This is a genomic window from Marilutibacter spongiae, assembly GCF_014145325.1.
GTDB lineage: Bacteria > Pseudomonadota > Gammaproteobacteria > Xanthomonadales > Xanthomonadaceae > Marilutibacter > Marilutibacter spongiae.
Genome location: NZ_JACHTF010000006.1, coordinates 87,769 through 109,475, shown reverse-complemented (window position 1 = coordinate 109,475; position 21,707 = coordinate 87,769). Strand labels below are relative to the sequence as shown.

Annotated in this window: 21 protein-coding genes; 9 read left to right on the top strand and 12 right to left on the bottom strand. The window is 70.5% G+C overall.

What is annotated here, in order from left to right; genetic code table 11:
- The first annotated feature begins 135 nt into the window (after nt 1-135).
- Nucleotides 136-1,560 carry a tRNA (N6-isopentenyl adenosine(37)-C2)-methylthiotransferase MiaB gene (miaB, locus tag H4F98_RS07035; RefSeq protein ID WP_182686222.1) on the top strand — a complete coding sequence of 475 codons (1,425 nt, stop codon included), beginning with the start codon at nt 136-138 and terminating at the stop codon, nt 1,558-1,560.
- A 12-nt stretch (nt 1,561-1,572) separates the two neighbouring features.
- Complete coding sequence (locus H4F98_RS07030; protein ID WP_182686221.1) at nt 1,573-2,241, top strand: phosphatase PAP2 family protein; 669 nt, start codon at nt 1,573-1,575, stop codon at nt 2,239-2,241.
- 25 nt (nt 2,242-2,266) lie between these two features.
- Here the strand turns inward: H4F98_RS07030 and H4F98_RS07025 are convergent, their stop codons facing one another.
- Nucleotides 2,267-3,931 carry an amidohydrolase gene (locus H4F98_RS07025; protein WP_182686220.1) on the bottom strand — a complete coding sequence of 555 codons (1,665 nt, stop codon included), beginning with the start codon at nt 3,929-3,931 and terminating at the stop codon, nt 2,267-2,269.
- An 85-nt stretch (nt 3,932-4,016) separates the two neighbouring features.
- Nucleotides 4,017-5,246, bottom strand: a complete 1,230-nt coding sequence (locus H4F98_RS07020) for a bifunctional alpha/beta hydrolase/OsmC family protein (protein ID WP_182686219.1) — start codon at nt 5,244-5,246, stop codon at nt 4,017-4,019.
- A gap of 88 nt (nt 5,247-5,334) precedes the next feature.
- On the opposite strand from H4F98_RS07020, the gene msrB reads away from it, so the two are divergent.
- Entirely contained in the window at nt 5,335-5,781 is a 447-nt protein-coding gene (gene msrB / locus H4F98_RS07015) for a peptide-methionine (R)-S-oxide reductase MsrB (protein ID WP_182686218.1), read from the top strand.
- Nucleotides 5,782-5,790: 9 nt separating this feature from the next.
- Here the strand turns inward: msrB and H4F98_RS07010 are convergent, their stop codons facing one another.
- Genes H4F98_RS07010 through H4F98_RS06990 form a run of 5 tightly spaced genes read right to left on the bottom strand, consistent with a single transcriptional unit; the run spans nt 5,791 to nt 9,736 of the window.
- The gene (locus H4F98_RS07010; protein WP_182686217.1) at nt 5,791-6,891 is read right to left on the bottom strand and encodes an ABC transporter permease; all 1,101 of its coding nucleotides are present in this window, start codon (nt 6,889-6,891) and stop codon (nt 5,791-5,793) included.
- The gene (locus H4F98_RS07005; RefSeq protein ID WP_182686414.1) at nt 6,888-7,841 is read right to left on the bottom strand and encodes an ATP-binding cassette domain-containing protein; all 954 of its coding nucleotides are present in this window, start codon (nt 7,839-7,841) and stop codon (nt 6,888-6,890) included. The genes H4F98_RS07010 and H4F98_RS07005 overlap by 4 nt, the downstream gene beginning before the upstream one ends.
- 40 nt (nt 7,842-7,881) lie before the next feature.
- Nucleotides 7,882-8,049 carry a hypothetical protein gene (locus tag H4F98_RS07000; protein WP_182686216.1) on the bottom strand — a complete coding sequence of 56 codons (168 nt, stop codon included), beginning with the start codon at nt 8,047-8,049 and terminating at the stop codon, nt 7,882-7,884.
- Nucleotides 8,046-9,020, bottom strand: a complete 975-nt coding sequence (locus tag H4F98_RS06995; RefSeq protein WP_182686214.1) for an HlyD family secretion protein — start codon at nt 9,018-9,020, stop codon at nt 8,046-8,048. The genes H4F98_RS07000 and H4F98_RS06995 overlap by 4 nt, the downstream gene beginning before the upstream one ends.
- Nucleotides 9,017-9,736, bottom strand: coding sequence for a TetR/AcrR family transcriptional regulator (locus tag H4F98_RS06990; RefSeq protein ID WP_182686212.1), 720 nt, complete (start codon nt 9,734-9,736; stop codon nt 9,017-9,019). Before H4F98_RS06990 ends, H4F98_RS06995 begins: the two co-directional genes overlap by 4 nt.
- A gap of 135 nt (nt 9,737-9,871) precedes the next feature.
- Here H4F98_RS06990 and H4F98_RS06985 point away from each other — a divergent pair, with 135 nt between their 5' ends.
- The 6 genes from H4F98_RS06985 to H4F98_RS06960 all read left to right on the top strand — a co-directional run bounded on the left by H4F98_RS06985 (nt 9,872) and on the right by H4F98_RS06960 (nt 14,876).
- Nucleotides 9,872-10,093, top strand: a complete 222-nt coding sequence (locus H4F98_RS06985) for a hypothetical protein (RefSeq protein WP_182686210.1) — start codon at nt 9,872-9,874, stop codon at nt 10,091-10,093.
- A gap of 76 nt (nt 10,094-10,169) precedes the next feature.
- Complete coding sequence (locus H4F98_RS06980) at nt 10,170-11,165, top strand: PhoH family protein (protein ID WP_182686208.1); 996 nt, start codon at nt 10,170-10,172, stop codon at nt 11,163-11,165.
- Nucleotides 11,166-11,174: 9 nt separating this feature from the next.
- A complete protein-coding gene (gene ybeY, locus H4F98_RS06975; RefSeq protein WP_182686206.1) occupies nt 11,175-11,657 on the top strand; it encodes an rRNA maturation RNase YbeY in 483 nt (160 codons plus the stop codon).
- 91 nt (nt 11,658-11,748) lie between these two features.
- On the top strand, nt 11,749-12,633 hold the full coding sequence (locus H4F98_RS06970; RefSeq protein ID WP_182686204.1) for a CorC family transporter: 885 nt from the start codon (nt 11,749-11,751) through the stop codon (nt 12,631-12,633).
- A gap of 25 nt (nt 12,634-12,658) precedes the next feature.
- Nucleotides 12,659-13,846, top strand: coding sequence for a lipoprotein N-acyltransferase Lnb domain-containing protein (locus tag H4F98_RS06965; RefSeq protein ID WP_246372957.1), 1,188 nt, complete (start codon nt 12,659-12,661; stop codon nt 13,844-13,846).
- A gap of 40 nt (nt 13,847-13,886) precedes the next feature.
- The gene (locus tag H4F98_RS06960) at nt 13,887-14,876 is read left to right on the top strand and encodes a magnesium and cobalt transport protein CorA (RefSeq protein ID WP_182686199.1); all 990 of its coding nucleotides are present in this window, start codon (nt 13,887-13,889) and stop codon (nt 14,874-14,876) included.
- A gap of 21 nt (nt 14,877-14,897) precedes the next feature.
- Here H4F98_RS06960 and H4F98_RS06955 read toward each other — a convergent pair whose 3' ends face one another.
- The 5 genes from H4F98_RS06955 to H4F98_RS06935 form a co-directional block, all read right to left on the bottom strand.
- Complete coding sequence (locus H4F98_RS06955) at nt 14,898-15,908, bottom strand: ArsA family ATPase (RefSeq protein ID WP_182686197.1); 1,011 nt, start codon at nt 15,906-15,908, stop codon at nt 14,898-14,900.
- A 10-nt stretch (nt 15,909-15,918) separates the two neighbouring features.
- Nucleotides 15,919-16,197, bottom strand: coding sequence for a cory-CC-star protein (locus tag H4F98_RS06950; RefSeq protein WP_182686195.1), 279 nt, complete (start codon nt 16,195-16,197; stop codon nt 15,919-15,921).
- A gap of 1 nt (nt 16,198) precedes the next feature.
- Nucleotides 16,199-17,875: a carbon starvation CstA family protein gene (locus H4F98_RS06945; protein ID WP_182686193.1), complete on the bottom strand. Its 1,677-nt coding sequence runs from the start codon at nt 17,873-17,875 to the stop codon at nt 16,199-16,201.
- A gap of 159 nt (nt 17,876-18,034) precedes the next feature.
- Nucleotides 18,035-19,297: a DUF819 family protein gene (locus tag H4F98_RS06940; RefSeq protein ID WP_182686191.1), complete on the bottom strand. Its 1,263-nt coding sequence runs from the start codon at nt 19,295-19,297 to the stop codon at nt 18,035-18,037.
- Between the two features lie 164 nt (nt 19,298-19,461).
- Complete coding sequence (locus tag H4F98_RS06935; protein ID WP_182686189.1) at nt 19,462-21,534, bottom strand: S9 family peptidase; 2,073 nt, start codon at nt 21,532-21,534, stop codon at nt 19,462-19,464.
- Between the last annotated feature and the right edge of the window lie 173 nt (nt 21,535-21,707).

The window sequence follows — 21,707 nt, the reverse complement described above, 5'->3', positions numbered from 1 at the left end:
AGTGTCACTCCAAATCGCCTGAATTGCCAATACCTGTCCAACAAAACGCGACTTCGGGCCCGTTCCGGCCGCTACAATCACCGCCCCTGCAGTGCTGTCCGGCACGGAATAACCACCGAACCCCCGGGATCCCACATGTCCGACCTCCATACCCTGCCGACCGCCTCGGCCCCCTCCTCGCCCGTGCGCCCCGCGCCGGCGAAGCCCTCCGGCAAGCTCTTCATCCAGACCCACGGCTGCCAGATGAACGAGTACGACTCGGCCAAGATGGCCGACGTGCTGGCCGCCTCCGACGGCCTGGAGTTGACCGCGAACGTCGAAGAAGCCGACGTGATCCTGGTCAATACCTGCTCGATCCGCGAAAAAGCGCAGGAGAAGGTGTTCAGCCAGCTCGGCCGCTGGAAAGCGCTCAAGCAAGGCGGTCGCGACGTCCTGATCGGCGTCGGCGGCTGCGTCGCCAGCCAGGAGGGCGAGGCGATCATCAAGCGCGCGCCCTACGTGGACCTGGTCTTCGGTCCGCAGACCCTGCACCGCCTGCCGGAACTGATCCGCGCCCGGCGCGAGCAGCGGCAGCCGCAGGTGGACATCAGCTTCCCGGAGATCGAGAAGTTCGACCGCCTGCCCGAGCCGCGCGCCGAAGGCCCCAGCGCGTTCGTGTCGATCATGGAGGGCTGCTCGAAGTACTGTTCCTTCTGCGTCGTGCCCTACACCCGCGGCACCGAGATCAGCCGTCCCTTCGAGGACGTCCTGGTCGAGGTCGCCGACCTCGCCGCGCAGGGCGTGCGCGAGATCAACCTGCTCGGCCAGAACGTCAACGCGTACCGGGGCCCCTATGGCGAGGGCGACGAGGCCGACGTCGCCGACCTGGGCCTGCTGATCCGCGCGATCGCCGAGATCGACGGCGTCGACCGCATCCGCTTCACCACCTCGCACCCGCTGGAGTTCAGCGACTCGCTGGTGGAGGCCTACCGCGACGTGCCCGAGCTGGCGAACTACCTGCACCTGCCGGTGCAGTCCGGCTCCGACCGCGTCCTGTCGGCGATGAAGCGCGGCTACACGGCACTGGAGTTCAAGCAGAAGATCCGCAAGCTGCGCGCGGTCCGCCCGGACATCTCGATCAGTTCCGACTTCATCGTCGGCTTCCCGGGCGAGACCGAGGCGGAGTTCGAGAAGACGATGAAGCTGATCGAGGACGTGGGCTTCGACCAGTCGTTCTCCTTCATCTACTCGCGGCGCCCCGGCACGCCGGCCTCGGACCTGGAGGACCACGTGTCGAGCGAGGAAAAGCATGCCCGCCTGTCGCGCCTGCAGGCCGCGATCAACGCCAATGCCAGGCGCATCTCCGAGGCGATGGTCGGCAGCGTGCAGAAGGTGCTGGTGGTCGGCGCCTCGAAGAAGGATGCCAACGAGCTGACCGGCAAGACCGAGAACATGCGCTCGGTGAACTTCCCCGGCGACCCGCGCCTGGTGGGCCGCTTCGTCGACGTGGCCATCACCGGGGCGTTGAGCAACTCGCTGCGCGGCCGGGTCGTCGCCATCGACGAAGACGCGCAGGCCTGAGGCGACGCATCGATGACGGACGACGCAAGCGCAGCGGACGCGGACCTGGACGTCCGCCACCGCCTGCTTGCGATCGTGGCGGTGGTCTGCCTGAACACCGCGCTCTACCTGCTCATCAATGCCCATCCCACGCGGCCGCCCACGCTGCTGCCGGTCACCGCGCTCGACCAGGCGGTGGGTTGGCATGCGTGGACGATCTGGCCGTACTGGTTGCTGCTGTGCATCAACCCGTTCCTCGCCCTGGGCCTGCGCTCGAAGGCGGTGCTGTGGGCCACGTTCAAGTCCTACGCACTCGCCATGGGCCTGAACATGCTGGTCTGGCTGGCCTGGCCGACGCGCATCCTGCGCCATGCCCTGCCCGACGCGCTGGACGGCGCGACACGATGGGCATGGGAGCTCCTGTACGCGCTGGACGAACCCTATACCTGCTTCCCCTCGGGGCACATCACGATCCCGGTCGTGGTGATGATCGCCTTCGCGGCGCAGCACCCGGCCTCGCGGCGCTGGATCTGGCTGCCCGCGCTGCTGTTCCCCACGATCATGACCACCGGGCAGCACTACGCCATCGACTTGCTCGGCGGCGCGGCCACCGCGCTGGCCGGGACGTGGTGGGCCGGGCTCTGGGGGCCGCGGCGCGCGCATGCGCCGGGGGCCGTCGCGGCCGGCGTGTCGCGCCCCTGAGCCGGGGGACGCGGACCGGCACGGCCTACTCGGGCCGGCGGTACACCGCCCGCCCGTCGACATAGGTCGCCAGCACGGTCAGATCGCGCAGGCCCGAGGGCGGGATCGCCAGCGGGTCTTCGGCCAACACCACGAAATCCGCGCGCTTGCCCGCGGCCAGGCTGCCGACCTCGTTCTCGGCGAAGCCGGCGAACGCGGCGTCCATCGTGAAGCCGCGCAGGGCTTCGAAGGCGGTGAGCTTTTCCTCCGGGCGCCAGCCGCCCGCAGGCAGGCCCTGCGAATCGGCGCGGGTGGTGGCGGCATGCAGGCCCAGGCGGGGGTCGACCGATTCGACCGGGAAGTCCGAGCCCAGGGCCAGGCGCGCCCCGCTGTCGCGCAGCTGGCGCCAGGAATACGCGCCGACGATGCGCACGGGCCCCAGCCGGTCCTCGGCCCAGGGCATGTCGCTGGTGGCATGGGTCGGCTGCATCGAGGCGATCACGTGCATCCGCGCCAGTCGTGGCAGGTCGTCGGCGGCGAGCACCTGCGCGTGTTCGATGCGCCAGCGATGGTCGCCGTCGCGGCGATCGCCCAGGACGTCCGCATAGGCCTCGAGCACCTCGTGGTTGCCGCGGTCGCCGATCGCATGGGTGGCCACCTGCACGCCGCAGGCCATCGCCTTGCGGGCGACCGCGTGCAGGCCCTCGGGCGAGGTCACCATCAGGCCGCGATTGCCGGGGTCGTCGCTGTAGTCGGCCAGCAGGGCCGCCCCGCGGCTGCCGAGGGCGCCGTCGGCGTAGACCTTCACCGTGCGCATCCGCAGCCGTCCGGCCGGGTGACGGTAGACGCCGTCGCGGCAAAGCGCGTCGAGTGCGTCGCCGTCGCCCGCGGCCATCGCGGTGATGCGCATCGGCAACGCACCACGGTCGGCCAGGCGCCGGTAGCGGTCGAGCCCCGCGAGGTCGACGCCGGCGTCGTGGGCCCCGGTCAGGCCATGCGCCACTGCATCCTGCATGCCCAGCACCAGCGCGCGTTCGGCGAGCGCTTCGTCCAGCGGCGGCCGCGCATCGTCGACCAGCGACGCGGCGGCATCGACGAAGATGCCGGTCGGCTGGCCGGTCGCGTCGCGGACGATGCGCCCGCCCTCGGGTTGCCAGTCGCCCGCGAGGTCGCGCGTCACCTGGCGCATGGCCACGCTGTTGGCCCAGCCGGCGTGGCCGTCGATCCGCTCCAGCCAGACCGCGCGGTCGGGGAATGCCGCGTCGAGGTCGGCGGCGGTCGGGAAGTCGCGCTCGGGCCAGTCGTTCTGGTCCCAGCCGCGACCGACCAGCCAGGCCCCGGCGGGCAGGTCGCGGGCGAAGGCCCGCAACCTCGCCAGTACCTCGTCCTTGTCGCGCGTGCCGACCAGGTCGGCGGTCAGGTGCGTCATCCCGAGTCCCGCGACATGGCCATGTGCGTCGATCAGGCCGGGGACCACGGTGGCGTCGCCCAGGTCCAGCCGTCGGGCATCGGGATAGCGTGCCGCGAGCGCTTCGACCGAACCGGTCCCGAGGATCCGTCCGCCCGCGTCGAAGGCGATCGCCTGCACGTGGGGCGCGTCGGCTTCCATGGTGTGGATGCTGCGTGCACTCAACACGGTCACGTCGGCGGCGTGCACGGCGCCTGCCGTCATCGCCAGGGCGGCCGCCAGGGCCAGGCAACGAATACGCATCCTCGATCTCCCTCCGGACAGGCCTGCGACTGTGCGCGACGGGCTGCCGCCGGATCAAGCCCCGCCCGGACCCGCCGCTCCGGCCTCAGTCGACGAGGTGCGTCACGATCGCCGGCGCACTGGCCAGGGTGCGATGGACCGGGCAACGATCGGCGATGCGAAGCAGGTCCTCGCGCTGGGCCGCGTCGAGCTCGCCGACCAGGCGCACGCGCCGGGTGATGCGTTCGACATGGCCATCGCGTTCGGCGCACTCGGCGCAGTCCCGGGCGTGCACACGCTCGTGGACGAGTTCGATGTCGACGTCATCCAGCGGGTAGCGTTTGCGCTCCGCGTACAGACGCAGGGTCATCGACGTGCAGGCGCCCAGGCTCATCAGCAGCAGGTCGTAGGGCGTGGGACCGCGGTTGCTGCCGCCGGCACCCAAGGGCTCGTCCGCCAGCAGCGCGTGCGAGGCGCTGTAGAGCCCGCGCAGGAAGTGCTTGTCGAGCTCGGTGACCAGCACCTCGCCCTCCTCCACGGTCCCTGGCGGCCGCGCCGGCGGCGCCATGAGGCCCAGGTAGCGTCCAGCCCACGCGGCCAGCGTCGCGCTCACGTACTCCGCGTCCTCCTGCTTCGACAGCAGGTGGTCGGCGCGGTCGAGCGAGATGAAACTCTTGGGATGCAGGGCCGCGTCGTAGATGCGCGCCGCCTGTTCGATGGGGACCACCGCGTCGAGCGGCGAATGGAACACGAGCAGCGGGCGCCCGAGCGCCCTGATGTGGGCCGCCGACGCATGCGCGTCGAGGTCGTCGAGCAGTTGCCTGCGGATGTTGAAGTGCCGCGGACCGAGGGCGACGGTCGCCTCGCCATCGCGGCGCACACGGGCCTCCACGTCGGCGAACAGGTGCTTGACGTGATCGGCGGTGGCCGGGGCCCCGATCGTCGCCACCGCTTTCACTGCGGGCAGGGACTGCGCCGCCACCAGCACCGCCGCACCGCCCAGGCTGTGGCCCACCAGCAGGCTGGGGGCCGAATGACGTGCCTCGAGCGCCCGCGCGGCCGCCAGCAGGTCCGCCACGTTGGACGAGAAATCGGTATTGGCGAAATCGCCGTCGCTACCGCCCAGTCCGGTGAAGTCGAAGCGCAGCACCGCGATGCCGCGCGCCGCCAGGCCCCGGCTGATGCGGGTGGCCGCGGCGATGTCCTTGCCGCAGGTGAAGCAATGGGCGAAGACGGCGTAGCGCCAGTCTTCCGGACGCCCCGACAGCGGGGTCTCGAGCAAGCCGGCCAGGGTCTGGCCGACTGCATTGGCGAACTCGAACTTCTGGCGCGGCATCGACAGGCACCCGGGTGACGGTGGTGCATGCACGGTAGCCGGGGCGCTGTGACAAAGTAGTGGGCATCCCTTTCCCTGGACAGCCCCGATGCTCAAGTGGCAGGACGTGATCGCATTCGCCCGCGAGGGCAACCCCAGGCCCGCGCGCCGGATCGAGAAGAGCGAGGCCGAATGGCGCGCGCAACTGAGCCCCGAACAGTACCGCGTGACCCGCGAGGCGGGCACGGAGCGGGCCTTCAGCAATCCGATGTGCGGCCTGCTCGAGCCGGGCCGTTACCACTGCATCGGCTGCGACAGCCTGCTGTTCGACGCCGGGGAGAAGTTCGACTCCGGGACCGGCTGGCCCTCCTTCACGCAACCGGCGACGGTCGAGGCGATCGCCTACCGGCTGGACGAGAGCCATGGCATGCAGCGGGTGGAAACGGTCTGCAACACCTGCGATGCCCACCTGGGCCACGTGTTCCCCGACGGCCCGCCGCCCAGCGGCCTGCGCTACTGCATGAACGCGGTCGCCCTGCGCAAGGCCGCCGACTGAAGCACGGCCTCAGTCGAGCCGCTTGCGGAAGCGGTGGATCGCCAGCGTCATCATCACGGCGGTGAAACCCAGCAGCGCCAGCACGTCGGGCCACAGTTCCCACAGGCTGGCGCCGCGCAGCATGACCCCGCGGATCAGGCGCAGGAAATGGGTCAGCGGCAGCACCTCGGCCAGCCACTGCACCGGCCGCGGCATGCCCGCGAAGGGGAACATGAAGCCCGACAACAGGATCGAGGGCAGGAACACGAAGAAGGTCATCTGCATGGCCTGGAACTGCGACCGGGCGCGCGTGGAAATCAGCAGGCCCAGGGTGAGGTTGGCCAGGATCAGCAGGATCGAGGCCACGTAGACGTCGAGCACGCTGCCCAGCACGGGCACCTTGAACAGCAGGACGCCAAGCAACAGCACGACGCTCGTCTGCACCAGGCCGATCACCGCATAGGGCAGGACCTTGCCGATCATCAGTTCGGCCCGGCTGATCGGCGTGGCGATCAGCAGTTCCATGTTGCCGCGCTCGCGCTCGCGAACGATCGCCACGCCGGTGAACAGCACCATCGTCATGGTCAGGATCACGCCGATAAGGCCCGGGACGATGTTCACCGCCGACCGCCGCTCGGGATTGTAGAAGGCCACCACGCCGATCGGCGCCACCCGCCCCGGTGCGGCGGCGGCCCCGGCGGTGGGCGCGGCGACCGGCATCTGCGCCAGCTGCACCGCGGCGCTCTGCACCACGGTGTCGCTGCCGTCCACCATCACCTGGACCAGCTCGCGCCCCTCGATGCGGCGACGCTCGAAATCGCGGGGGATCGCCACGCCCACGCTGATCTCGCCCCGGCGCAGCATGTCCACCAGTTCACGGGGCGTGTCGGCGCGGGCGACCGGTTCGATCACGCCGGTCGCCAGCATGTCCATGACGAGTTCGCGCGACGCTCGCGTGCCCGACTCGTCGACGATGGCGGCGTCGAGCCCGCGCAGGTTGAGGTTGATCGCATAGCCGAACAGCACGAGTTGCATCACCGGGATGCCGATGATCATCGCCAGGGTGACGCGGTCGCGGCCCATCTGCCGCAGTTCCTTGACCACGATCGCCCACAAGCGGCGCCAGTTCATGCCCCGCCCCCCGCGTCACGCGCCGGATGGAGCTCGCGATGGGTCTCGCTGCCGCGCGTGGCATCGACGAACACGTCCTCCAGGTTCGGCTCGACCCGCTCGACTCCGGCTTCGCCGTCCTGCTCGCGCAGGGCGTCGCGGATGCGTGCCTGCGCATCCTCGCCATCGCCCGCCAGCACCCGCAGCGCGTTGCCGATCTGGGCGACGCTCAGGATCCCCGGCACCCCCGCGAGCAGGCGCTTGGCTCGGCGCGGCCGCGACGATTGCACCTCCAGCGTCCGGCCCGCCAGCCGTGCGGTCAGCTCGGCGGGGGTGCCATCGGCGACCAGCGCGCCGCGGTCCAGGATCGCGAGGCGGTGGCAGCGTTCGGCCTCGTCCATGTAGTGGGTCGACACCAGCAGCGTGGTGCCGGCATCGGCCAGTTCGAACAGCTTCTCCCAGAAGTCGCGGCGCGACTCCGGATCCACCGCGCTGGTCGGTTCGTCGAGGAACAGCAGCTCGGGCTCGTGGATCACCGCCGCGGCCAGCGCCAGGCGCTGCTTCTGTCCGCCGCTCATGGTGCCGGCCAACTGCGCTTGCCGGTCGCCGAAGTGGTACTGCTCGACGAGGTCGTCGATCCGCGCGCGCGTGCGCTTTCGCGGCACGCCCTGCGCGGCGGCCATGAACTCAAGGTTCTCGCGCACCGAGAGGTCCTCGAACAGCGAGAAGCGCTGGGTCATGTAGCCGATCCGCTGCCGCAGCGCCTCGGCCTGCGCGGGAATGTCCAGGCCCAGCACCCGGATGTCGCCGCTGGTCGGCGTGAGCAGGCCGCACAGCATGCGGATGGTGGTGGACTTCCCCGATCCGTTCGGCCCCAGGAAACCGTACACCTGCGCCCTGGGCACGCCCAGATCGACCGCGTCCACGGCGACCAGATCGCCGAAACGCTTGGTCAGTCCGCGGGCGCGGATCGCCATCGGGGTGTCGTCGTCGGACTTCGCGCCGGTCATGTCAGCAGGCATGGTCCGGGAGCAGGACGGGCGGCAGCGACCCGGCCTCCGCGCGACGACAGCGCCACCCACGCAGTCGGCCCGGTTCCGGCACGACATGGCCGAAGGTGCCGTTGGCCCGGCGGGTGAAGGTCGCGTACAGCACCTCGGGCAGGCATTCGCGCCTCATTCCCCGCCCCCATCGCGCGCCCCCGGGAAGGTCGCGGTCACGGGTACGCCGACCGGCAGCGCCTGCACGCCCTCGCCGTGGAGGCTGATCTCGGCGACATAGCTCAGGCGCGCGGCGTCCTCGCCGGTCAGTGCGTAGTACGGCGTGAAATTCGGCTCGCCGCGGATCATCCGGACTTCGCCGTCGAGGGCGTCGTCGCGGCCCTCGATCCGCACCCGCGCCTTCTGGCCCACGCGGATGGAGGCGCGGATCGGCTCGGGCACGTAGACGCGCGCGAACGGCGCATCGCCCACGAGCAGGACCGCCAGTGGCGCCCCGACCGGGGCCTGGTCGCCCAGTTCGTAGGGGAGTTGCTCGACGAACGCATCGCGCGGCGCGAGGACATCGAGCTTGGCCAGGTCGACGGCCTGGGCCCGGGCTTCGGCCCGGCGCGCGGCTTCGGCGGCGACGCCCTGGGCGATGGCTTCGCTGCGGCTGCCATGCTCGAGCTCGAGCAGTGCGGCCTCGGCCTGGCGCACCGCGGCGCTGGCATTGCCGGCGGCGGCGCGCGCGCGGTCGACGTCGGCCGCGGCGACGAGCTGGCGGCGGCCCAGCGGCTGCAGCCGCGCGTAGTAGGCCTGCGCGTCGGCGGCCTGCGCACGGGCAGCCGCCAGCTGCGCCCGGGCCTGCTCGATCGACTCGCTCCGCGGCCCGGCCTCGAGTTCGGCGAGCGCCTCGCCGGCCTGCCGCGCCTGCGCCCGTGCGGCTTCCAGCCGCGACCGGGTCCGCGTGGTCTCCAACTGCATCACGCGTTCGCCGGCGCGGACGACCTGGCCTTCGCGCACGTCGATCGCGACGATGCGCTCGGCCGCGGGTGCCGGCAGGGTGATGCGGTCCCGCTCGAGCGTGCCCAGCGCCTGCGGGGCGTCCCGGCCGCAGGCGGCCAGCGTCGCGGTGGCCAACAGGCAGGCCAACAGGGTGCGATGCCTCATCGGGTTTCCTCACTCGGCATGGCGGGCAATTCGAGCCCGCGGTCCAGCAGCGCCAGCGTATGCAGGCGCAAGGCGTCGAAGTCCAGGTCGCCGGCGCCGAACAACTGCCGCCATACCGGCGCTCCGGCGATCGGGAACAGCGTCAGGCCCACCAGCGAGACCATCAGCAGGCGGGGATCGAGGTCGGCGTTGAGCTCGCCGCGCGCGCGCGCCTCGGCGAAGCGCCCGGCCATCATCAGCGGCAACTGCGGCCCGAGCCGCTCGAACAGGACGTCGCGCAGCCCGCCGCCTTCGCACAGGACCTCGCGCACCCAAAGGGCCGGCAACCAGGGATGGGCGGCGACCAGGGCGCCGACGCCCTGCACGAAGCCCGCGACCAGGCCGGCGACGTCGTTGCCTTCACCGGCGATGCGCGCGCGCAGGCCCTCGAACGCCGGGAGGATGCGCGCCTCGATCACCGCCTCGCGCAGTTGCGCCTTGTCGCCGAAGTAGTAGTGCAACAGCGCCGGGTTGACTTCGGCCCGGTCGGCGATCCGGCGCAGCGTGGTCGCCGCGATGCCGTGTTCGACCCAGCAGGCGATCGCCGCGTCGAGCACGCGCTCGCGCTGGTCGGGCGCGTCGGCGCCGGGACGACCGGGCTGTCGCCTGCCGGGCGCCGCGTCCGCGGTGCGACGGGGGCGGGCCTGGGGATGCGGGGGGTGCGGGGGCGGGGTCATGCTCATATTTAATTAAACAGTTAATTTAATTGCAAGTGCCTCGCCGCCCGCCCCATGGCCCGCCGCGTCGGGTCACGCCGGCCGAACGCCGGCGGCGCTATCCTGCCAGCCCGCCCTCCCGCCGCCGCCGCCACGATGCCCCAGGACGCCCCCAGACCGACTCTCCGCCTCCGCGACCAGGCCCTGGCCCTCTGGCTGCTCGCGCTCGGCCTGCTGGGCATGCTCCGTTTCGCGATGCGCGCGTACCGCGACGGCGCCGGGGGAGCCGACGCAGTGGCCTGGACCTATCTGGTCGGCGGCATCCTGGTCGCCCTGTGCGGCGCGTGGGCATGGCGTCGCCGGTCGACATCGGCCTAGTGCCCCTTGTCCTTCCCGGGTTTCGCCCTGATCTTCCCGATCAGCCCGTCCCGCCCCCTTCCCTGCCGAGCACGCATTGAACGACTCCGCCTCCCGCGCCACCACGTCCGAATTCGCCCTCGATCCCGCCGACGCCGAACGCCTGGCCAACCTGGCCGGCCCGTTCGACGCGCACCTGCGCCTGCTCGAACTCCGCCTGGGCGTGGAGATCGCCAATCGCGGCAACATCTTCAAGGTCACCGGCGCCAAGGGCGCGGTGAAGCGCACCGAAAAGCTCCTGCACGCCCTGTGGCAGGACGCCGTCCACGAGACCCTGGACGAGCCGGCGATCCACCTGCGCCTGGCCGAAGCCGGCGCCGACCGCATGGCGCAGGACTACGCGCCCCAGGAGGTCGCCATCCGGGTCAAGCGCGGCACCGTGCGCGGCCGCGGCGCCAACCAGGCCAAGTACCTCCACGCGATCGCCACCCACGACATCAACTTCGGCATCGGGCCCGCCGGTACCGGCAAGACCTTCCTCGCCGTCGCCAGCGCGGTCGAGGCCCTGAACGAAGGCCGCGTGCACCGCCTGATCCTGGTGCGCCCGGCGGTGGAGGCTGGCGAGAAGCTGGGCTTCCTCCCCGGCGACCTCACCCAGAAGGTCGATCCCTACCTGCGCCCGCTCTACGACGCGCTCTACGAGATGCTGGGGGTCGAGAAGGTCGTCAAACTGCTGGAGAAGAACGTCATCGAGATCGCGCCGCTGGCGTACATGCGCGGCCGCACCCTGAACGACGCCTTCGTCATCCTCGACGAAGCCCAGAACACGTCCATCGAACAGATGAAGATGTTCCTGACGCGCATCGGCTACGGCAGCACGGCGGTCGTCACCGGCGACATGACCCAGATCGACCTGCCGCGCCACCAGAAGTCGGGGCTCAAGGACGCCATCGAGGTGCTGCACGAGGTCGATGGCATCTCGTTCACCTTCTTCGAGTCGCGCGACGTGGTCCGCCACCCGCTGGTCGCGCGCATCGTCAACGCTTACGATGCACGTGATGCGACGGACGCCCAGTCCGGCGCCAAGGGCTGAACACAGGCCATGACCCAAGGTCCCGTACGACTCGATGTCAGCGTCACCTACGGGCTCCCGCGCACCGGGATCCCGGCCGCGGTGAGCTTCCGCAAGTGGGTGGCGGCCGCCCTCGCCGGCCGCATCCGCGAGGCCGACCTGGCCGTGCGCATCGTCGACGTCCGCGAAGGGCGCGCGATGAACCGCCACTTCCGCGGCAAGGACTACGCCACCAACGTGCTCAGCTTCCCCGCCGAGCTGCCCGAAGGCCTGCCCAGCGACGTCAGGTTCCCGCTGCTCGGCGACCTGGTGATCTGCGCGCCCGTGGTCGCCCGCGAGGCCCGCGACCAGAAGAAGCCGCTCGCCGCGCACTACGCCCACATGACCGTCCACGGCGCCCTGCACCTGCTGGGCTGGAACCACGAGGACGAACGCGAGGCCGAATGCATGGAGCAGCTCGAACGCGAGATCCTCGCCTCCCTGGGTATCGCCGACCCGTACCGGGTGGCGTGAGCCGGCCGACCGGCCGGGAGAGGCGCAAGCCCCCGTTTCCGCGGTAGACTCGCCCCGACGCCCAACCCCCGCGGGCGTTTGAACAGATGCAATGTCCGAGGACGACAGTAGTACCTACCCCAGCGACGCCAGCGACAAGCCGCACGAGAAGCGGCGCTCCTGGCTCGACCGGATCAGCTCGGCGCTGTCGGGCGAACCCACCACCCGCGAGGACCTGGTCGAACTGCTGCGCGACGCGCAGGCCGACGGCCTGATCGCGGCCGACACACTGGCGATGATGGAAGGCGCGATCGGCGTGTCCGACCTCAGCGTCGGCGACGTGATGATCCCCCGCTCGCAGATGGTGGTGCTGCCGGCCGACGAGCCGCTGCCCGGGCTGATGAAGCAGGTGGTCGAGTCGGGCCATTCCCGTTTCCCGGTCCACGGCGAGGACAAGGACGAGATCCTCGGCATCCTGCTGGCCAAGGACATGCTGCGCGCGGTGGTCGCCGGCGACGACGAGGGCCCCATCGGCATCCACGAGCTCCTGCGCCCGGCGGTCCTGATCCCCGAATCCAAGCGCCTGGACGTGTTGCTGCGCGAGTTCCGGCTCAGCCGAAACCACATGGCCATCGTCATCGACGAATACGGCGGCGTCGCCGGCCTGCTGACCATCGAGGACGTGCTCGAGCAGATCGTCGGCGAGATCGACGACGAGCACGACGACGCCGAGGACCCCAACGCGCTGATCGCGGCGCAGGCCGACGGCCAGTACGTGGTCGATGCCCTGACCCCGATCGACGACTTCAACGAACGATTCGGCGCCGATTTCGACGACGACGAGTACGACACCATCGGCGGCCTGGTGATCGCGGCGATCGGGCACCTGCCCGAGGCCGGCGAGGAACTCACGCTGGGTCGCTTCGTGTTCCGCGTCTCCAGCGCCGACGCCCGTCGCGTGCATGCCTTCCACGTGGGCATCCTCGGCGATGCGTGACGGCCGCCGGGCCCGGCGGCGGGCCATGCTGCGCCTGCCGCTGCTCTGGCTGCTCCTGGTCTTCAGCGCCGGCGCCTGGGCGCAGGCCGGGCACGCGCCGCGGATCGGCGTGGTCACGATGCAGCCGGGCGAGATCTTCTTCGAGCGCTTCGGGCACAACGCCATCCTCGTCGAGGATCCCGACAGCGGCGAGGCGACGGCCTACAACTTCGGCTACTTCGACCCGACCGAGCCGGATTTCGTGGCCCGCTTCGTCAAGGGCCGCATGCGCTACCAGCTGGTGGCGCTGCCGCTCGCCCAGGACCTGCGCTACTACGAACAGGTCGGCCGCGGCGTGTCCATCCAATGGCTGGCCCTGACCGATGCGCAGGCGCGCGCCCTGGCCGCGTCGCTGGCGGACAACGCCCGCCCCGAGAACGCCCACTACCGCTACGACTACTTCACCGACAACTGCTCCACCCGCGTGCGCGATGCGCTCGACGCCACCCTCGACGGCGGCCTGGCCCGGCAGACGCAGGGGCGCTCGCACGGCACCAGTTTCCGCAGCGAGGCGCTGCGGCTGGCCTCGCCGGCCCCGTGGATGTGGCTGGGCTTCGACATCGGCCTGGGCCCGGCCGCTGACGTGCCGCAGCCGCTCTGGGGCGAGTCGTTCGTGCCCATGCGCCTGTCGAGCGCGCTGCGCGAGGTCGACAATCCCGCCACCGGCAAGCCGCTGGTCGCGGCCGAGCAGGACGTGCTGCCGCAGCGCTTGCCGCCCGAGCCGGTCGAGCAGTCGCGCGCGTGGTGGCCGTGGGCGCTGGCCGGCGCCCTGCTCGGCTACGGCGCGGCCTGGCTGGCCCGGCGTCGACCGCGCCTGGTCGCCGCCGGCGCGCTGCCCGTGTGGACGCTTGCCGGCACGCTCGGCGCGCTGATGCTGTTCATCTGGTTCGGGACCGAACACCGCTTCGGCTGGGCCAACCGCAACCTGTTCCTGCTCTCGCCGCTGTGCTGGCTGCTGCTGCCCGGCGGCTGGCGGATCGCACGCGGCCGCCCGGCGGGTCGCCTGTTCGACCTCGTGCTCGCCGCGGTCGCGCTGCTGCCGGTGGTCGGCCTGTTCTTCTACTGGCTGCCGGTGAGTCCGCAGCAGAACCTGCACTGGATCGTCCTGCTTGGACCGATCCACGCCGGCCTGTGGGTGGCGCTGCGATCGAAGGCAGCGCCGCGGGCGGCATAAGCCGGTTGCCGCCCATCGTCGCAGCGGGCAGGATGGCCGCATGACCCTGGGCACCCCGAGCAGCCTCATGAACTGCGTCGCGTACGGACGCGACGGCGAGCGGCGCGAGATCAGCCTCGACGAGATAGAGGGGGTGCTCGCCCGCGACGACGGCAGCTTCGTCTGGGTGGGCCTGTACCAGCCGCCCGAAGCCCTGCTGGAACAGCTGCAGGACGTCTTCGGCCTGCACGACCTCGCGGTCGAGGACGCGCACAACGCCCACCAGCGCTCGAAGATCGAGGGCTACGGCAACTCCATGTTCATCGCCGTGCGCACCGCGCAACGGATCGACGACGCGATCCGCTTCGGCGAGACCCAGATGTTCGTCGGCGAACGCTACCTGGTCACCGTGCGCCATGGCGCCTCGATCAGCTACGCGCCCGCGCGGGCGCGGATGGAACGCGAGCCGGAACTGCTGCAGCACGGCAGCGGCGCCGCGCTGTACGCGGTGCTGGACATGATCGTGGACAACTACCGGCCGATCGTCGACGAGTTCGACGACGAGCTCAACCGCCTGGAGCGCGACATCCTCGGCGACGGCTTCCACCACGGCACCGTGCGAAAGCTGTACGTGCTCAAGCGCGAACTCACCCGCCTGCGGATGTCGGTCTCGCCGTTGCAGGACGTCCTGGGGCAACTCACGCGTTCGCGCCACGCACTGATCCACGACGAATTGCAGCCCTACTTCCGCGACGTGCTCGACCACGTGCTGCGGATGAACGAGATCACCGACATGCTGCGCGAGATGCTCACCGCGGCGGTCAGCATGAACCTGTCGCTGGTGACCGTGCAGCAGGGCGAGACGGTCAAGCGCCTCGGCGCGTGGGCGGCCCTGCTGGCCGCGCCGACGCTGATCACCAGCTGGTACGGAATGAACTTCGTGCACATGCCCGAGCTGCAGGGACGCTACAGCTACGCCGTGCTGATCGGCGTGCTCGCCGCCACCAGCTACCTGCTGTACCGCCTGTTCAAGCGGGTGGGCTGGCTCTAGGCGCGCGCCCGCGCGCGACGATCAGCCGGGGAGCCGGGCCGAGAAGGCTTCCAGGGCATCGCGGCCAACCGGCTCGCCCGGCAGCAGCGGCAGCTCCAGCAGCGGCACCCCCGGCAACGAACGCGCCAGTTCCCCCAGGTGCCCGGCCTCCAGGGCCGCGCGATGGGCCAGGAACTCGCCGGCATCGAGCGGTGATCGCTTGTTCACTACCAGCCCCCCGACGTGGATGCCCGAGCGCTGCAGTTGCGCGTGCAGCTCCAGCGTCTCGAGCACCGGCAGGCGTTCGGCGGTCAGGACGATGACGAAGGCGGTGCGCTCGCGATCGGCCAGGACCCCGCGCAGGTGCTCGAAGCGATGGCGCCGGCGGTTGAGCAGGCTGCGGATGCGGTCGTCGCGCGCGTCCGTGGGGTCGCCCGTCGCCCCGGCGCGCGTGCCTTCCATGGGCCCGATGGCCTGGCGACCGACGTCGTCGTCGCGACCCAGTCCGCGCAACACCTCACCGAAATGACGGCTCCGGGACTGGCGGTGCAGCATGCCGTCGACCCACGCCGACATCATCTCAGGCAAGGCCATCAGGCGCGCGGTGTGGCCGGAAGGCGCGGTGTCGAACACCAGCAGGTCGTGCTCGCGGTCGCCCTGCTCGACGAGTTCGGCGATGCGCTCGAGCATGGCGGCCTCGTGCATCCCGGGCGTCTCGCGCGAGAGCGCCATGTGCTTGTCGACCTCGCTGCCCAGGTGCTCGGGCATCAGCTTGCGCAGGGCCGCGCCGACTTCCTCCAGGTGGGCCCGCGCGGTCTGTTCGGGGTCGAGCTCCAGGCCGTCGAGGTTGGGCGCGAGCCGCCGCACGCGCGCGCCGATCCCGCAGCCCCACAGGTGCCCGAGGTTGTGCGCAGGATCGGTCGAGACCAGCAGCACGCGGCGGCCCTCGCGCGCCGCGGCCAGCGCCGTGGCGGTGGCGACCGTGGTCTTGCCGACGCCGCCCTTGCCGCCGATGAAGAGGACGCGTCGCGCGCGCGCCAGGCTCCGCAGCATGCCCCCGGCCTCAGCAGCAGCCGACGTGGTCGAGCGGCGAGCGCTCCAGGCCCATGCGGCGATGCCAGTCGTGGAAGCGTTCGTACATCACCGGCATCAGCTCCATCGTGTAGCAGGCCGCGGGATTGGGCACGCCCAGGGTCTCGGCGAACACCAGCAGCATGAACAGGTCGTCCTCGTCGCGACGCGCGCGGGCGAAGGTGCGCCGGTAGGGGGCCGCGTAGAACTCCTGCAGCCCCGCCGCCAGCTTCTGCAGCAGGGAATCCTCGCCGGGCGTCCCGCCTGCCATGTCAGGACGACTCCGCCACCGCTTCGCCGCCCGCGCCGCGCGCCATCGCCATGATGGCCTCGAACGCCACCCACAGGGCCGCGATGAGGATGACGATGTCCATGCCCAGCAGCAGCCAGTTCTGGTCGGCGTAGAACTTGCCCAGCTGCACGAGCAGGGCGAGCAGCGACATGACCAGCAGGAAGGCGAGCGGGATCGCGGTGAACCAGACCGGCCTGCGCTGCTTGATCAGGATCACCGACAGGATGCACAGCGTGAGGCCGGCCAGCAGCTGGTTGGTGGTGCCGAACAGCGGCCAGATGACCATGCCACCGGAACCGTCGCCGCCGGCGCCGAAGGCCAGCGCCAGGCAGGTCGCCAGCGCCACCAGGGTCGCGACCCATCCCTGTTGCACCGGGCGCGCGCCGACGATCTCCGCCGCTTCCTGGACCACGTAGCGCTGCAGGCGCAGGCCGGTGTCCATCGTGGTCGCGGCGAACAGGATCGCCATCACCGACAGGATCGTGCTGCCCAGGCCCGGATCGAGGCCCAGGCCGTTGGCGAGGATGTTGCCGCCGCCGTTGACGAAGGCGACCACGCCGCCGGAACCGAACTTGTCGTAGACGCCTTCCCATTCGCCGAGCGTGGCGAAGCCCGCGGTGCAGGCGATGATCGCCGCCAGCGCCAGCATGCCCTCGCCCACCGCGCCGAAGTAGCCGACGAAACGCGCGTCGGTTTCCTTGTCGAGCTGCTTGGAGCTGGTGCCGGAGGCGACCAGGCCGTGGAAGCCGCTGATCGCGCCGCAGGCGATGGTCACGAACAGCAGGGGTACGATGCCCGGCGTGCCGTCGGGCACGTTGGCGTTCATGGCCGGTGCCACGATGGTGGGGTGGAAGAACAGGGTGGCCGCGTACATCAGGCCCAGGCCGACGAACAGCTGCAGGCCGTTGATGTAGTCGCGCGGCTGCAGCAGCACCCAGACCGGCAGCAGCGACGCGATGCCCGCGTAGGCGAACAGCAGGATGATCCACTGCGCCTTCGGGCCGAAGCCCATCACCGACTCGGGCAGGGTGATCGGGTAGGACTGGCCGACGAAGATCAGCGCGTACAGCACCACCACGCCGATGATCGAGGGCCACAGCAGCGGCACCTTGAAGCGGTAGATCGCCTGGCCGATGAACAGGGCCACCACGATCGCGCCCCAGGTCGGGATGACCGAAGCCGGGTTGGCGACCAGCAGGTTGGCGATCACCACCGCGAACGCGGCGTTGACCATCAGCAGCAGCAGGAAGATCACCACCAGGAAGAGGTTGCGCGCGCGCGTGCCGATCACGGTGCCGGTCAGCGTGCCGATCGACTTGCCCTTGTTTCGGACACTGGCCCACAACGCGCCGAAATCGTGGATGCCGGCGAAGAACACCGTGCCCAGCGTCACCCACAGGAAGGCCGGCAGCCAGCCCCAGATCACCGCGATGGCGGGCCCGACGATCGGCGCCGCACCTGCGACCGAAGTGAAGTGGTGCCCCCACAGCACGAACTTGTTGGTCGGCACGAAGTCGACGTCGTCGCGCAACTCGTGCGCCGGGGTCCGGTAGTTGGGATCGAGCCGGTAGATCTTCTCGGCGATGAACTTCGAGTAGAAGAAGAAGCCCAGCGCCATGGTGGCGAGGCCAACGAGCATCAGGACAACGGCATTCATGGCGGACCCTCCTCTTGGGCACCGGCGGTGGCGGTGCCCGGTCGAGGATGGAACCTCGGCGACGGGATTGGAAGCCGACAGCGCCCCGCTAAACGCGCATTGCGACTAAAGTTGCAGCGCGCGCGACCCGGGTGTTGCGATGCAGCACGGACACGCCGATCAAGTCGCCACGATGCGCAACATCTGTCCGGTGAGGTACGCGCAGTAGGTTCCCAGCGCGTATCCGAGCACCGCCAGCAGCACGCCCACCGGCGCCAGCGCCGGGTGGAAGGCGCTGGCGACGACCGGCGCGGAGGCCGCGCCGCCGACGTTGGCCTGCGACCCCACCGCCATGAAGAACAGCGGCGCGCGGATCAGCTTGGCCACCAGCAGCAGCAGGCCGGCATGCACGCCGATCCAGATCAGCCCCAGCGCGAAGAGACCCGGCTTGTCCAGCAGCGCGCCGATGTCCATGTGCATGCCGATCGTCGCGACCAGCACGTAGAGCATCGCCGAGCCCACCTTCGATGCGCCCGCGCCTTCCAGCGTCCGCGCACGGGTGAAGCTCAGCGCCAGGCCGATGGTGGTCGCGAATACCACCATCCAGAAGAAGCCCGAGGTTAGGCTGTAGTCGGCCAGCCGCCACTCCGCCGGCAACGTGCCGATCCAGGCCACCAGCGGATCGGCGAGGAAGTGCGCCAGGCCCGTCGCCCCGAGCCCCACCGCGAGGATGATCATCAGGTCGGCCAGGCTGGGAATGCGCGAGTGTTCGGCCTGGTAGGCCTCGATGCGCCGTTTCATGTCCTCGATCGCGGAGGTGTCCGCGCGCGTCCAGCGGTCGAAGGCCTCCGAACGCGCGGCCAGGAACAGCAGGATCGCCATCCACACGTTGGCCACCAGCACGTCGACCGCGATGAACTGGCCGAACAGGTCGCTGTCCACCTCGAAGACTTCCTTCATCGCCGCCTGGTTGGCGCCGCCGCCGATCCAGCTGCCGGCCACCGTGGTCATGCCGCGCCAGGTGTCGCCCGCCACGGTCTCCGGGTGGACGAGGCCCATGACGGCGAACGAGACGATCGCCCCCAGCATGACGCCAATCGTGCCGGTCAGGAACATGATCACCGCCTTGGGCCCCAGGCGCAGGATCGCGCCCAGGTCGATGGCGATGCACAGCAGCACCAGCGCGCTGGGCAGCAGGTAGTCCCGTGCGACGGGATACAGACCGGAGGCGTTGCCGTCGATGAGCCCCATGCTGTTGAAGATCGCCGGCACCAGGTAGCACAGCAGCAGGGCCGGCACGTAGGTGTAGAACTTCTTCCAGAAGCCGTCGGGACGCGAGGAGGTCCAGAAGATCAGGCCCAGGGTGATGGCCAGCAGGCCCATGACGACGGCGTCGTTGGTGATCAGGGCGGCGCTGGTGGTCGGGTCGGTGGCTGCGGCCATGGAGGCTCCCGTTGTCGGTCAGGGTGTCGACCCGGCCAGCGCCCCGCGGCGCTGGCCATGTCGCTGCCTCCCGCCGGTGGCGGGAGGCGATGGGGACACGGGCATGGCGTCCCTTGCCATGCGCCGGCGCCGGTGGCGCGACGCATGCCCGGGCGTGCGCGGCGTCAGTCGCCGATGTGCTGCTTCAGCCAGGCGTTGACCGTATCGTGCCACTGCACGCTGTTCTGCGGCTTGAGGACCCAGTGGTTCTCGTCCGGGAAGTACAGGAACTTCGACTCGATGCCCTGTCGCTGCAGCGCGGTGAACACGCCCAGGCCCTGCTCGACCGGGATGCGGTAGTCGAGCTGGCCGTGGATCACGAGCATCGGCACCTTCCAGTCCTTCACGTGGTTGACCGGATTGAACTGCTCGTAGCCCTCGGGGTTCTCGTACGGCGTGCCGCCGTTCTCCCATTCGGTGAACCACAGTTCTTCGGTCGCGTAGCCCATCATCCGCTGGTCGAACACGCCGTCGTGCGAGACCAGGCACTTCCAGGGCGCGTTCCAGTTGCCTGCGATCCAGTTGACCATGTAGCCACCATAGCTGGCACCCAGGGCGCAGGCCTTGTCGCCGTCCAGGAAGTCGTACTTCGCCCGGGCGGCGGCCCAGCCCTTCTGCAGGTCCTCCAGCGGCCGGTCGCCCCAGTGCCCGCTGATGGCGTCGGTGAAGGCCTGGCCGTAGCCCGTCGAGCCGTGGAAGTCGATCATCACCACCGCGTAGCCCTGGCCGGCGTAGGTCTGCGGGTTCCAGCGGTAGCTCCAACCGTCGCCGAAGCTGCCCTGCGGCCCGCCGTGGATGAGGAAGGCGACCGGATAGTCGCGGCCTTCCTGGTAGTTCCACGGCTTGACCACGTAGCCATGCACGGTGTCGTTGTTCCAGCCCTTGAAGCTGAACTGCTCGAAGTCGCCGAAGCGCACGTCCTCCAGCATCTCGCCCGCCGACGGCGTGATCGCGCGAAGCGATTCGCCCTCCGGGGTGGCGGCGTAGATCACGTCGCCGGTCTTGAGGCCATTGCGGGTGAACGCCAGCGTCGGGCCGGCCAGTTGCACCGATGACACGGTGCCGCCGCCCACGAGCTTGCGCGCCTCGCCGCTGGCGACGTCGACCGCGTAGAGCGGATGCTCGCCCATGTCCTGCACGGCGGTGTAGATGGTCCCGCCGTCGGCCGACAGGGCGATGCCACCGGCGGAGCGGTCCCAGTCGGGGGCGATCTCGCGGGTGGCGCCGGTCGCCATGTCCATCGCCATCAGGCCGAAGCGGTCGGCCTCGAAGCCCGGACGCTTCATCGCGGTGTAGTAGAGGGTGCCGCCGTCCTGGCTGAAGGTCGCGCCGGTGTCCCAGGCCTTGTTCGCGGCGGTCAGGTTCTTCGCGCTGCCCGACCCGTCGGCGGCGACCTGGTAGAGGTCGAAATTGGTCGACCACGGCTCACCGGCGTTGGCCAGGCGCGCGCTCATCACCAGCGTATTTCCGTCCGGCGCCCAGGTGTATTCGCTGCTGTCGCCGAAGGGCCTGGAGGGCACGTCGGCGACCAGGTCGGCACCGACCAGGGTGGCGCTCTTCACCGGCGCCTTGCCCAGCGGCGCGACGAAGACGCGGTTGAGGCGGCCGTCGTTCCAGGTGTCCCAGTGGCGCACGAACATGCGGTCGTAGACGACGCCGCTCTGCTTGGATGCCGCGCGGCTGTCCAGCCGTGCGGCGGTGCAGGCCAGGTCGCCCGCGCAGTCGGCGAAGGCCTCGACGTTGACCGCCACGCGGTCGCCACCGGGCGACAGCCTGAAACCGCCGACATCGACCGGCAGGTCGGTGACCTGCCTCGGCGTGCCGCCGCCGGCATCGATCGCATAGAGCTGCGAGGAGCCCGACTTTGCACTGAGGAAGTAGACCGTCCGTCCATCGGGCGAGAAGGCCGGCGAATTCACGTTCCAGCCTTCGGGGGTCAGGCGCACAGGGGGCGCCGCGTCGCGCGCGAACAGGTCCTCGATCCACAGGCTGCTGGTGGCGCTGTTGGCGTCGAGGTCGGCGACGCGCTTGGCGAACACCAGGTGCCGGCCATTGGACGACAGCACGGGCGAGGCGTAACGGTCGAGCCCGGCCATGTCGCGCACGTCGAAGCCGCGTTCGGCGGCATGGGCGCCGAATCCGGTGGCCGACGAGGCTGCGGCGACCAGCAGCGGGAGTAAGGCGTGACGCAGGACCATGGACGACTCCGACAGGACGAAAGTCCCGATGGTAGGCCGGCGCGCGCGCCGGGGCAAAGGCCGGGCGTCATGCCGCCGACGGCCGCTTTCGATGTTGCAGCACAGCATCGCGGCGGCGCCCGACGCCATGCCCGGACCGCCCGGGCGTGCCGTCGGCGGGCCGCTATACTCGG